9 protein-coding genes are annotated in these 12,435 nt (G+C 53.7%); 5 read left to right on the forward strand and 4 right to left on the reverse strand.

What is annotated here, in order from left to right; all coding sequences use genetic code 11:
* Nucleotides 1-146 precede the first annotated feature (146 nt).
* From ACR0B3_RS23215 to ACR0B3_RS23225, 3 genes are all read left to right on the forward strand, one after another.
* Nucleotides 147-1,148 carry a helix-turn-helix domain-containing protein gene (locus ACR0B3_RS23215; protein ID WP_480811136.1) on the forward strand — a complete coding sequence of 334 codons (1,002 nt, stop codon included), beginning with the start codon at nt 147-149 and terminating at the stop codon, nt 1,146-1,148.
* Between the two features lie 174 nt (nt 1,149-1,322).
* Complete coding sequence (locus ACR0B3_RS23220) at nt 1,323-2,339, forward strand: GlxA family transcriptional regulator (protein ID WP_480811137.1); 1,017 nt, start codon at nt 1,323-1,325, stop codon at nt 2,337-2,339.
* 91 nt (nt 2,340-2,430) lie between these two features.
* Nucleotides 2,431-3,579: an amidohydrolase gene (locus ACR0B3_RS23225; RefSeq protein WP_480811138.1), complete on the forward strand. Its 1,149-nt coding sequence runs from the start codon at nt 2,431-2,433 to the stop codon at nt 3,577-3,579.
* A gap of 81 nt (nt 3,580-3,660) precedes the next feature.
* On the opposite strand, the gene ACR0B3_RS23230 is transcribed toward ACR0B3_RS23225, so the two are convergent.
* The 4 genes from ACR0B3_RS23230 to ACR0B3_RS23245 all read right to left on the reverse strand — a co-directional run bounded on the left by ACR0B3_RS23230 (nt 3,661) and on the right by ACR0B3_RS23245 (nt 9,373).
* On the reverse strand, nt 3,661-5,640 hold the full coding sequence (locus ACR0B3_RS23230; protein ID WP_480811139.1) for a bifunctional 2',3'-cyclic-nucleotide 2'-phosphodiesterase/3'-nucleotidase: 1,980 nt from the start codon (nt 5,638-5,640) through the stop codon (nt 3,661-3,663).
* A gap of 232 nt (nt 5,641-5,872) precedes the next feature.
* On the reverse strand, nt 5,873-6,802 hold the full coding sequence (locus ACR0B3_RS23235) for a glycosyltransferase family 2 protein (RefSeq protein ID WP_480811140.1): 930 nt from the start codon (nt 6,800-6,802) through the stop codon (nt 5,873-5,875).
* Nucleotides 6,792-8,573 carry an ABC transporter ATP-binding protein gene (locus ACR0B3_RS23240; protein ID WP_480811141.1) on the reverse strand — a complete coding sequence of 594 codons (1,782 nt, stop codon included), beginning with the start codon at nt 8,571-8,573 and terminating at the stop codon, nt 6,792-6,794. The genes ACR0B3_RS23235 and ACR0B3_RS23240 overlap by 11 nt, the downstream gene beginning before the upstream one ends.
* Before the next feature lie 116 nt (nt 8,574-8,689).
* The gene (locus ACR0B3_RS23245) at nt 8,690-9,373 is read right to left on the reverse strand and encodes a DnaA N-terminal domain-containing protein (protein WP_480811142.1); all 684 of its coding nucleotides are present in this window, start codon (nt 9,371-9,373) and stop codon (nt 8,690-8,692) included.
* Between the two features lie 472 nt (nt 9,374-9,845).
* Between ACR0B3_RS23245 and ACR0B3_RS23250 the strand changes: the two genes are divergently transcribed.
* Both ACR0B3_RS23250 and ACR0B3_RS23255 read left to right on the forward strand, forming a co-directional pair.
* A complete protein-coding gene (locus tag ACR0B3_RS23250) occupies nt 9,846-11,153 on the forward strand; it encodes an AAA family ATPase (protein ID WP_480811143.1) in 1,308 nt (435 codons plus the stop codon).
* Nucleotides 11,150-12,256, forward strand: a complete 1,107-nt coding sequence (locus tag ACR0B3_RS23255; protein WP_480811144.1) for a ParB/RepB/Spo0J family partition protein — start codon at nt 11,150-11,152, stop codon at nt 12,254-12,256. The genes ACR0B3_RS23250 and ACR0B3_RS23255 overlap by 4 nt, the downstream gene beginning before the upstream one ends.
* The last annotated feature ends 179 nt before the right edge of the window (nt 12,257-12,435 follow it).

The raw sequence follows: 12,435 nt of genomic DNA on the forward strand, positions 1-12,435 counted from the left end.
CACATGCCCCCCCATGTCAGAATACGCAGACGCCGCCGAATAAACACAAACAAACACTAAACCCCCACCAAATAAGGTGGGGGTTGAAGCCCAAGTCAGAGTGCGGCCGCTACAGGCCGGACCCAACTAATTTAGGTGGAGGAGAAATGAAGCACTATGTTCCGACAAATGACCATGCGCATTTGGCCAACACCGCGTCAAAAATAACCAAAAGAGAACACCAGATCGATATCATCCTCAGCGGGTCTGAGGCGAGAGCTTCGACAGATATTCTTATCGAGTTTTACCAAGCCCTGAATGATCTGGTCGAAGACCATACCTATGTCGTAAATACGCGCACCGTATCCGAGAGCGCTGCAGGCGGGCCTTTGCATTGGTCCGGGCGGACGGCGATCTTCTGGGGTGACATATACAAAGGTTGGCAACCCACAGCGCAGGACAAAGCGTGGATCGCGCAGGTTTTGAACCTGTCCTCACGTTCGGTTCTTGTCGGTGGTGCCGTGTTTCTTCTTGCTTCCACTGGGCGCTCGGCCAACGCTATCGCGTCCGTTCACCCAAATTTTTCCGCTGCAGCGCACGAAATCGGCCTGATCGATAGTGGATCAAGCACATGTTTATCCTCCGAGACCCGTACTCATAGTGCGTCCACTCGTTTGGGCGCATTGCGGCTGATTTCGGATTTTGTCGCCCTGGATCATGGCGAACATCTGGCCGACTCGGTTCGCAGCTATGTTGGCTTGACCGAGACAAAGCCCGCGTGCTCAAGCCAGCTTGCAGCCCGGCTTATTCAACGCGCCAAAGCCGACCCGATGGTGCGGCAAGTTGTTGAAAAGATGCAGAGCAATCTGGAAGATCCGCTTAGAATCCCGCAGCTTTCCACGGCTCTTGGAACATCCACACGTCAATTGCAGCGGCGATTTCTGGACAGGACAGGTGTAAAGCTGTTGACGACCTACAAAGAGCTTCGCCTCGAACGCGCCCAAAGCCTGCTTTTGTATACCGAGATGTCATTTCTGGAAATATCTGCAGCGACGGGCTTTTCATCAACGGGCGCTCTGACGCGCGCGTTCCGAGATCACTACAAGACAACACCGGAGAGTATTCGTAACCGCCGATTTGCGGGCAGAATCTCGGCATGTGCCGCCTAGTCATACAAGCCAACGCGAGCTGCCGAGCCTGCCAGTGGATCGGGACCAACATTTTTTTGACCACTACTGAATCTGGCTTGGGTTCGATAACATGCTACGCTGGTTTTTCCAACCATCCAATGGGATACGGTTAGGGCCGTTAACCTGGCTCGGCCCGCGCCGGGAGGAGAAACTATGGAACCAAAGAGCTTTGTCCCAAAGGGTGCCGCCAGTTTCGGCATCGAATATGACGGGCCGCCAAAAGACATTTATTTCCTGCTGCTCCCGAAGCTGACGATGCTTGCATTCAGCGCAGCGGTTGAGCCGTTGAGAATTGCAAATCAGGTTACCAACAAAGAGCTCTATAACTGGTTTCTGATCTCTGAAGATGGGGAGCCTGTTCAATGCTCAAACGGGGTCAGGGTAACCCCGGATTTCGCACTGCAAAACCTGCCGCGATCATCAATGCTATTCGTTTGTTCGGGTATCGAGCCTGCCGAAAGCAGCAACTCCAAAATCATATCATGGATCAGTCGCCAGAAGGCATTTGGATGCAAGCTTGGCGGAATATGCACGGGTGCGTTCACTCTGGCCAAGGCGGGGATGCTTACCGGCAAGAGGTTCACATTGCACTGGGAAAACCAGCCCGCATTCGTCGAGCATTTTGAACATCTCACGCCATCGGCCAACCTGTATGAAATCGACAATGAACTCATGACTTGTGGAGGTGGTAACGCAGCCACGGATATGATGCTGAACATGATCGAGTCGGATTTTGGCAAGGATCTAGCCATCATCGTTTCGGATATGTGCATCCACTCACGGTCAAACAATGAGAAAACGCCGCAGAAATCAGCCTTTTCCGTCGCATTGGGCAGCCGCAACCAGCACTTGATCAATGCAATGCAGATCATGCGCGAGAACCTCGAAGAGCCTCTCGATATTTCTGAGATTGCCGAAATCGTGCAGATCTCTCGCCGTCAGCTTGAGCGGCTGTTTCAGAAATATGTCGAAGTCTCCCCGGTACAGTTTTACATCGAACAACGAGTAGAGCGCGCTTACGCGTTACTAAGTGAAACCGAAATGACCGTCGCCGAAATCGCGGCTGCCACTGGCTTTGGCAGTGCCACTCAGCTTACGGTTCGGTTCAAAAAACGATACGGTTCGGCCCCAACATCATTCAGGCGCGGTTGGTCCGAGCAAAACATCTAGCCCGCACCCATTGGTGGACCCGGAGGCACTGGTGTTCTACCACTCCAATTCAATACCCGATCAAATTCGCCACCTTCGAATTGAAACCGCCATGGACTTGAACTTGCCCGAACTTCGCGAACTCAGACATTCATTCCACAGAACTCCCGAGCTGGGCTTCGATGAAACGGAAACCAAAGCCAAGGTTGCAGACCAACTGCGTCAATACGGCCTTGAGGTCCACGAGGGCGTCGGCGTGGTTGGTATACTCAAGTGCGGTGACGGCAATCGCGCGATTGGATTGCGCGCTGATATGGACGCATTGCCAATCCAAGAAGCAAGCGAACATGGTTATGTCTCTGAAAATCCCGGAGTAATGCACGCTTGCGGCCACGACGGTCATATGACGATGCTGCTGGGGGCCGCAAAAACGCTGGCGGCTGATCCCGGTTTCAGCGGCACGGTTGTCTTCCTGTTTCAGCCAAACGAAGAGCTTGGTCTGGGCGCTAAGGCGATGCTGGATGAGGATGCATTGGCGCGATTTCCAATTGAAGAAGTCTACGCCATACATAATCTACCCGGGGCACCGACAGGTCAGATGTCGACACGACAAGGGCTGATTTGTTCATCCGAGAGCCTGTTCGAAATTACGGTCACGGGGCAAGGCGGTCATGCCTCCATGCCACAAGCCGGGCGCGACGCGCTGACAATTGCATCCGAGATCGTTCTGGCGCTTCAGACTATCGTTGCGCGCAAACTCGCCCCGGGTTCGGGTGCCGTTGTGTCAGTGACCGAGTTTCTGACCGATGGTCAACGGAACGTCCTGCCCGGAACCGCCATCTTGAAAGGCGATGCACGGGCGCGCAGCCCCCAAGATCGAAACGAAATAGAAAAGCACATGCGCAAGATCGCTCAAGGTATCGCATCTGCCCATGGCGTCGATGTCAAAGTGGATTTCAAGACCGAATTTATCGAAACAATCAATGCGCCGGTCCCCACCGAGGCAGCAATCCGCGTGGCACAGGAGTCCGGGCTAGAAACAATCCCCGACCGCGAGCCGATGAGCTTTTCCGAAGACTTCGCACATTTCAGCGCCGCAGTGCCCGGATGTTTTGTTCTTCTGGGCAATGGAGACTCTGGTCCGAACGGTCAGCCCCTGCATTCCAATGACTACGATTTCAACGACGATCTCTTGCCGATCGGCGCAGCGTTCTGGACAAATCTTGTGCGCGACAGGCTGCCTCTGCAAGATAAATGTTAAGCACGGCAATACATACTTAAGCGGCCGTCAGATCATCGATCAATAACGGCCGCCTAATTTACGATTAGGTTTTGTTGCTGCTTACAGTTTGATGCGGAAAGCCGCAAAACCGTCGGCACCTTCACCAGCGTCTTCAATCGCTACGCCGTTGACATCGCTCATATAATCCCGAGCTTTGGGCCCTGTCTCGAACAGCACCGTGGTGTCAGCAAGCGGCGCAAATGACCAGTTGGCATCTGCCTTGGGATCAATTGTTCCTTGTTCAACGATATAGCGCACAATCACGTCGCGATTGGTATCCGGGGCTTCGAACACAACGGTGTCGCCCATTGCACCCGGGAATGATCCACCGCCAGACGCACGATAATTGTTGGTCGCAATGATGAACTCCATATCGTCGGTGACGGGTTGGCCATTGAATTCCAGGTTCGTGATCCGGGCGGCATCGGGGTTAACTTCTTCGCCTTTGGGTCCAAACCGCGAGGGCTGGGACAGATCGATCTGATAGGTCACACCGTCCATGACATCGAAATTGTAAGACGGGAATTCCGGATTCAACAGAATGGCATCGTCAGAGCCTGCCTCAATCTGATTGAACATACCGGCTGAGCGTTCCAACCAGCCCCGAACCTGCGCACCATTCACCCGCACTGCGCGCACCGTGTTTGGGTAAAGGTAAAGGTCTGCCACATTTTTGATGGCGACATCACCCACCGGAACGTCGGTGTAGTATTCCGGGCCCCCGCGACCGCCTGCCTTGAATGGCGCTGCTGCCGACAGGATGGGCAAACCTTCATGTTCGGTGCCCTTCATCATCTCTTCGACATACCATTTCTGCGCGATCGAGACGATTTGCACGGATGGATCATCCGCAACCAGCGCAAAATAGCTGTGCAACGGGGCCGACGTCTTGCCGACCGCGCGGCGTACATATGCCAGTGTTTCGTCGTGATCTTTTGCGACCGAGTCCAGCACCTTCTGATCGTCCCCAACAAGCGCCGTGATCGAGCGATCTTCGTTGCGCTTCGAAATCGGGCGCGCTTCGGACGTGGTCGTCACGACCCTCCATTCGTTCCCGTCACGTTCAAGCAGCAGGTCCAGCAGACCAAGATGCGATCCCCAGAACCCGCCCATGACGGCCGGTTTGCCCATCAACGTCCCTTTTTCAACATCAATGCCGGGGCGATCCGCAAAGGTGGCGGACGGGAAGACCAGGTGATTGTGTCCGGTTACCAGCGCATCGATGCCATCAACGCCAGCCAAGACAACCGAAGCGTTTTCCATTCCATCGGCGTGATCGGCATCCCCGATGCCTGAATGCGAGAGCGCGATGATCAGATCGCAGCCCTGTTCTTTCATTTCAGGCACGTAGGCTTGCGCGGTCTCGACAATATCGCGCGCCTGAACGTTGCCTTCCAGATGCTTACGATCCCAGTTCATGATCTGCGGTGGAGTAAAGCCAATAACGCCAACCTTGATCGGGTGCTTGCTGCCATCGCCCATTTCTATCTCGCGCTCCAGAATGGCGTATGGCTTTGCAAGGGTCTTGTCGTCGCGGGGGGATGCCCCAATTTCTTTGGCGACATTGGCCAGAACTACGGGGAAATCCGCGCCAGCAAGTGATTTTTCAAGAAAATCTAAGCCATAGTTGAACTCGTGGTTTCCCAATGTGGCAGCGTCGTATCCCACCGTGTTGAACGCTGTGATGATCGGATGGCTATCACCTTCTTTCATGCCACGCTCATAGGCAATGTAGTCACCCATTGGGTTGCCCTGCAGGAAATCACCGTTGTCAACGAGAAGCGAGTTCGTTGCCTCTGAGCGGATATCGTTGATAATTGAAGCAGTGCGCGACAGCCCGACAGTGTCGCGGGGTTTGTCGGCGTAATAGTCATACGGAAACACATGAACGTGGATGTCAGTGGTTTCCATGATCCTCAGATGCGCCTGGTTATTGGCGGCCGCAGCAGAAAACGGATGCAATGTGATTGCCGCAGCGCTGGCGGTTGTTGTGGCAAGAAACTGACGGCGCGAAATCAGACTACGGTTGGAAAAGGACATAAGACACCTTTCAGGTTTGTTGGTCGACGCGTCTTCTGGAGGCACTTCGCAACAGGGGTGTGACAGAGAACATTATTGCATCTCGCGCGTCGAACTTGGGATAGGCTTCCAAAATCTTATTGCATTGGCTTGCGCAGTCAAAGCGACTTTGTCGCAAACGCGATTTCAGATCTGTTCCATCGACGGCGATTTGATCAACCCTTGCGGGTTGCACATCCGAAAACGCGGTCTCTTATTTGCGCTGATCAGGTCGCCGAAACCATAGAAGACGGACCGTCTCGGTTATCTTCGCCACCCGGATCACATAGTGGACGCCCCAAACACCAAAAGCCTGGCCGGTCGTCAGATTTGAATTCCTTAGTAGGTTTTTCAAAGTCTTGAAGGACGGAATCAATTTCTGAAAAGGAGGGATGTAGTTCACAAACCCACGCTTAGCATTGCGACGCAGCCGAGCGCCTTCGATGCGGCGGGCTTTGGTTATGTGATCCCTCAAACTGCCACGCGCGGGGTGTCGTACGATGGCATCTTCGGCGAATAGGATAGGTTCACCTGCAGCTTTGGCGCGGTCATTCCATTCCATATCGCCGCCGGACAGAACTGTGTCGTTGAAACGGCCAATGCGATCCATAACTCTGCGCCGCGCGATCAGATTCGCCGTTACCGCACGTCCACGCTCGACCCATTTTTTCTGCTCTAACCCCAGATAAACATCGAAGAGTTCGGTCGTTGTCCAATCCTCACCATTCGGGATCAACACAACATTTCCGCCAAATCGATTCACCTCAGGATGGGCTTCGGCAATTTTGAGCCCCGCCTCCAGATAATGCGGATCAGGCTGACAATCAGAGTCTGTAAAGAACAGCAATTCCGCTGCCGCATTTTCGATACCGCGATTGCGGGCTGCGTAGGAACCCGGCTTTGCCTCAGTCAGAATGCGGGCATTGGCTGGCACGCGAAATCCGTCTGGCGCTGGATCAGACGGATCATTGTTGACTACCAAAATCTCGAATTCGTCCGCCATGAGCGTTTGTGCAGCGAGCCCGTCAAGACACAGCTGCAACTGGTCCCAACTGTGATAGGTCGGAATGATCACCGACCCACTAAGTGACGAGCGCGCAGGTTTGGTTTCCTGCTTGGGGCTCACGCCTTCATCATTCCGCATTTACAGCATTCGAATACTGATGGTCATAAAGCGTTTTGAATGGGCCGGGCTTCTTGAGCAACTGAGCTGCGCTGCCTTGCTCCAGAACTTCGCCAGCCTCGATCACAACGATCTTGTCGGCATGCATGATGGTTGAAAGCCTGTGCGCCACGATGATCGTGGTGCGCCCTTCGGTCAAACGGCCCAATGCCTCCTGAACAAGATGCTCTGATTTCGAATCCAGCGCACTGGTCGGTTCATCTAGCAACAGGATCGGGCTGTCACGCAGCAACGCACGCGCGATTGCAAGGCGCTGTTTTTGACCACCCGAAAGGAAAGCCCCGTTCTCGCCGACCATGGTATCAAAGCCTTTGTCGAGCGACATGATGAAATCATATGCATTTGCCGCCTTGGCCGCCTCGATCACTTCCTCTTTTGAGGCGCCTTCGCGACCAAATTTGATATTGTCAGCAATCGAGGCTGAGAACAGGAAGGTTTCTTGACCGACGAAGGACATGTTTTTCCGCAGCGTTTTGAATGAGGCGTATTTGATATCCTGCCCGTCAATCGAAACCGACCCGCTGATCGGGTCGTACAGACGTAGAGCAAGGTTCAGGATGGTTGATTTACCACCGCCAGATAACCCAACTAATGCTGTGGTCTTACCAGCTTCGAATGTCAGCGAAAGCCCCTTCAGAATAGGATCGCGACGGGCGTAGCCAAAGACAACATCGTCGAATACTACCTCACGCGGCCCATCTGGCAGTGCGATGGGGTTGGCTTCTTCTGGCAGAGTTTCCGGCTCATCCAACATGTTGAACAGCATTTGCACGCGGCGCAGACCCAGTTCCATTTTAACCCGCACTTTCGTCAAGCGCTTAGACGGCTCATAGGCCATCATCACAGCTGTAACGAACGACATCAGCTCGCCAGGGGTTGAAGCAGCGGCGCCAAACAATTGGCCCGCGCTCAAACCGATGACCGACGCTATCGCAAAGCCAGCCAGAATATCCGTAAGAGGGCTTGTCGCAGCTTGCAGGCGCGCAAGTTTGTTACGCCGCTTTTCAACGCTTTTTACTGCCGTGTTCATCTGTTCGGCCATGCGCTCTTCCAGACCGAAGGATTTAACCACCCGGATACCTGCCGAAGTTTCCTGAATAACCTTCATTATGACGCCCATTGACTGCAGTTCCATATCTGCAATCTCGCGCACCTTCCGAAGCAGTGCCCGAACGCCCAGAACCGCCAATGGACCAACAATCAACGTGAACAAAGACAAAATCGGCTGCTGATAGAACATCACGGCCAGCAGCCCGACCAAAGTCAAAGTATCCCGAACTGCGGTGGTGACCATGATCTCGATCACCGTGCGCGCGGCCTGGGCGGTTTGTGTCACTTTCAGCAGCAGATCCGAACTTTCGGTCAAGTTGAAGAACGAAACCCCCTGTCGCAGGAGCTTATCATAAAGCTTGATTTGTTGTTTTGAAACAATCCGATTCCCTGCTCGGGTTAGTGCCACAACCTGGACATAGGTCGCTATGCCCTTGACCAAGAAGATCGAGAACACGGCCGCGGAAACGCCGAAAATCTTGGCGGAATTCTCGCTGTCAAACAGCGAGTCCACCACATCGCGCATAATAAAGGCGATACTGGCGGTGGTCGCAGCAACAAACACCATAGCAATGATCGCAATAGTATAAGGTACCGCTTGTTCCCGCATATTCTCGGAAAGCAGGCGCCACAATACGGAATTACCCAATACTGCCGCAAATTTTGATTTGATCTTTCGCAATGCACATGTCCACTGTGATCAGGGTCGAGGCGCGCCTAGCCAGGCACGCTCTTGAAACAGTCCCCGCTAGATAGTCCCCTACTCACTATTGAGCAAGCCCGCCCCGAAGAACGACCTTATTCCGCTGTCTCAAACCGTAATGCGCGAATCGATGGGTCGATCCGGGAATAAGCTGCCAGAATTCGTGCTGTCCACTTCTGAGAGATATAGTCAGCCATAAACCGCGAAGGAGCGATCAAGGTCGCTTGCCCCCCTGCCCTTTCAGCTTCAATCAAATGCTGGAACCAACTGGCCCAAAGCTCGGGATCGCGACCGTGGAGTATGGTTTGCACTTGTGCCCAAACGTCCTCGCCTGGTGGGGGCGGAACCTGCGGCTTCGATTGAAATGGAACAACATTGGTGTCCGGTTCTGGATCTTGCTGCATACGATCCTGAAAGTCCGTTCCGATGACAGGCCAAACATCGACCGTGTCCAACATGATTTGCTTGAGATCGATTTCATATACCGCAACTCGTCCGCGCGCCGCAGGTCTCTTCACCATGATCCAGCCCGCGCTGCGCATCTTAGCCATTTCGCGCTTTACGGTACGTTCATTTACAGACCATAACCTTGCGATCTCTTCCCTGCCAATCGACAATTCGTTTGTACGCCAGTTATAGCGCGTAGTAATTAGCGTCATAATTCGAAGAACACTGCGATGACGATGCTTGTCACCTGACAGAGCATGTACGGCCAGCGCCGATAGTATATCGTATTTCAGTGCAGGCGCATTGCGCCCGACTGGTCTCGCAACCTGCATTGTTGCCCTCACCGCTCTTCCAAAGCCTCATGCGGGTTGATCCCGCTTCGAATACGTCGTTACCCAACGCTTTTCGTGATTGTGCTCTGATTAGCGTCCAATACTTCGATTCTGTCAAGAGTTCGTTGTGATTGCGTTCGTTGGAGCCCTCAATTCAATATCAAAAAACAAAAAGAAAAGGTGAAGTATGGTGATGAGGGACGCCTTGGATGACCCCCTATTGGTCTCTTGTGTCCCCCTATATGCCGTATCTGGCCACCATATTACCCCCTAAATCGTGGCTCCAGACCGATGCAACAGGACTAACTTACGATTGGTGCGCCCCGAATCGGTCAGTGCCCTGTTGGGCCTTATTTTCTTACCCATGGGTAACATAGCATCTTTACAATAATTTCTTTTGCAATAAACGCAAATCGGGCGTAAATACGAAAACCAAGAAGATTAGCGTCCAACAAAAAATGAGACTCGAGGCATGTATACGCACGAAGACCTAAATGCATTGCGCACCCAGTCCCTGAAACTGCAGGGCTGGATTCGTCAGCAAACTTTCAGCCCGGAGATGGAGAAAACTCTGCGACGGTTTTCGAGCTGGGAGGTGTCTGAGCTGATCTTTAAAGTGAACCAGTCGACTTTTCGGGGAAAGCTGGCCGCAGACCCGTCACTGCCAGGTGGTGAGGTTGAGCCTGATGGACGTCAACGTTGGTTCAGTTTGGAAGAGGTGAATGAGTTGCGCCGGCGGCTCAAGGTGAACCGCAAAGCGCTCACACCACCGCGTCCTGCAGGTAAACGCGCCGTGCGCGCTGCAGTTGCTAACTTTAAGGGAGGTGCAGGCAAGTCGACGGTCGCGCTGCATCTGGCGCATGCTGCGGCCTTGGATGGGTATCGCGTATTGGTGGTGGATTTCGATCCGCAAGCCACTCTGAGCCATTCGATGGGCCTGACGGATGTCGCGGAAGATTACACGGTATGGGGTATCATGGCCCGGGACCTGATCCGGGAAACGGCGCGGATGAATAGTCGCCCGGTCGCCGCCGAGTCGGGTACCGCCCTGCCCCGCCGCGAGCTACCGCCCTCAATCACTGATATGGGGCTTGGTGAACTGCGGATTTCCGATTTTATCAAACAAACCTCGTGGTCAACGATCGATGCGATCCCTTCTTGTGCGAACGCAGCCTTTGTTGAGTTTGCCTCTGCGCAGTATCGCCATCTGAATCCTGAATGGTCATTCTTCGCTGCCGTGTCCCGCTATCTGGATCAGATACCGGACGATGCCTACGATCTAATCCTGTTCGATTGCCCACCCGCGATTGGTTATCAATCGATGAATGCCGTATTTGCGGCTGACATGCTCTATATCCCGTCAGGGCCCGGATATTGGGAGTACGATTCAACCACGTCGTTCATCGGGCAGTTGGCTGAGGCGCTGGAGGATCTGGCTTACGGATTCGACAAGACCTTACCCACGGGTAAGATCGGCTTACCCAAGACATTCTGCGAGGTCCGGTTTTTGCTTACCCGGTACGAGCCCGGGAACGCGCTTCATACTGCGATGTACGATGCGTTTAGCAAGGTCTTCGGTGAGCACCTTGCAGAACATCCCGTCGAGATGACGCGTGCTGTAGAACAGTCGGGCAGGTTCCTGAGTTCCGTCTACGAGATGGACTATCGCGAGATGACCCGAGAAACCTGGCGTCGCGCGCGATCAACATTCGATAATGTTTATGAAGAATTCCGGGGCGTCATGTTGTCGGCGTGGGATAAGTTGGAGGATGACGCATGAGCCGCAAACGCAGAATGTTTGATATCGATGTGCCTGCGATGGAAGATATCTCCGTTGGCAAGGCTCCGAATAAGGGTCCTGAAAAGCGTCGTGGTCCTATGGCGGCGGCAATTTCCGAGAACGCAAGTGCGTTGCGCGATCAACAATCTACCGAAGACGCAATTCGGATTGAGAATGATCGATTGGCACATGAGCTTGTGCGTTTGCGTTCGGAAGGGTATATTACTGAACAGATCCCACTTGCGGACGTAGTGACAGAACGCTTGACACGCGACCGTAAGCCTGGGCCCGATCCAGAACTGGATGAGCTGAAGGCCTCCATACTGGATGTGGGACTTTCGAACCCGATCCGGGTCGAGCGGCGGACCGATGGACGGTACGACTTGATCCAAGGAATGCGCAGATTATCAGCATTTCGCGCATTACATGAGGAGGTGGGCGGAGACCGATTTGCGACGATTCCGGCGGGTGTTTCTGACGCAGCGAAGCTTGATGACAGCTATCGCCGCATGGTCGATGAAAACCTTATCCGTAAGGATATCTCTTTTGCTGAAATGGCGACCCTTGCAAGGGCTTATACCGAGGATCCTGCAAACGATTGTCCCGATGTGGACAAGGCTGTGTCGACGTTGTTCAAATCCGCCAGCTACACCAAGCGAAGCTACATTCGAGCGTTTGCCAGTCTGCTCGCGACGCTGGAAGACGCACTTATGCATTCGAACGACATTCCGAGGAATGTCGGTGTAGAACTCAAGCGAAAGCTCGACTCTGATCCAGGGTTGATCAAGCAAGTGAGTGCAGCGTTGCTAAGTGAGCCAAACCGCGATAGCGCCCGTGAAATCACAATTCTTCGCAGCTTTTTAACTCAGGAAAACACATCGGCCGTTAAGCAAAAAGTTGACACGGTTGGCAAACCACGCCGCGCCAAAACGACTTTTCAGGTGCGGGGCAGGGCAGGGATCGCAAAGTGTTCTGCATCGAGCGGCCGCATCGAGTTGCGGTATGATCTCGATTTTACGCGAGTGGACCGCGCCAAGCTTGAACGCGCGGTGGCTGCACTGATTGAGGATCTACGAGAAGAAGATGATCTTACCCACGGGTAAGATTGGCTGGACAATGTGTTTTGAGACTGCGGCAGTGAAATGCTCGGTGTCGCGGTTTCACAATTGCCAGAAGGAGGCCAATTGGCTTCTGTCGCAATCTTTTTGGATGGCAGAGCATCAGCGGAATGGGGAGCGGTTTACCCTGCCAGTTGGGCGAACTGCTGAAACGGACAGAGTCC

It is taken from the genome of Ruegeria sp. CE9 (genome assembly GCF_056537425.1).

Bases quoted from the DNA above. Each gene is read 5' to 3' on its own strand.
- ACR0B3_RS23215 (WP_480811136.1), top strand. From the start codon at position 147: ATGAAGCACTATGTTCCGACAAATGACCATGCGCATTTGGCCAACACC.
- ACR0B3_RS23220 (WP_480811137.1), top strand. From the start codon at position 1,323: ATGGAACCAAAGAGCTTTGTCCCAAAGGGTGCCGCCAGTTTCGGCATC.
- ACR0B3_RS23225 (WP_480811138.1), top strand. From the start codon at position 2,431: ATGGACTTGAACTTGCCCGAACTTCGCGAACTCAGACATTCATTCCAC.
- ACR0B3_RS23230 (WP_480811139.1), bottom strand. From the start codon at position 5,640: ATGTCCTTTTCCAACCGTAGTCTGATTTCGCGCCGTCAGTTTCTTGCC.
- ACR0B3_RS23235 (WP_480811140.1), bottom strand. From the start codon at position 6,802: ATGCGGAATGATGAAGGCGTGAGCCCCAAGCAGGAAACCAAACCTGCG.
- ACR0B3_RS23245 (WP_480811142.1), bottom strand. From the start codon at position 9,373: ATGCAGGTTGCGAGACCAGTCGGGCGCAATGCGCCTGCACTGAAATAC.
- ACR0B3_RS23250 (WP_480811143.1), top strand. From the start codon at position 9,846: ATGTATACGCACGAAGACCTAAATGCATTGCGCACCCAGTCCCTGAAA.
- ACR0B3_RS23255 (WP_480811144.1), top strand. From the start codon at position 11,150: ATGAGCCGCAAACGCAGAATGTTTGATATCGATGTGCCTGCGATGGAA.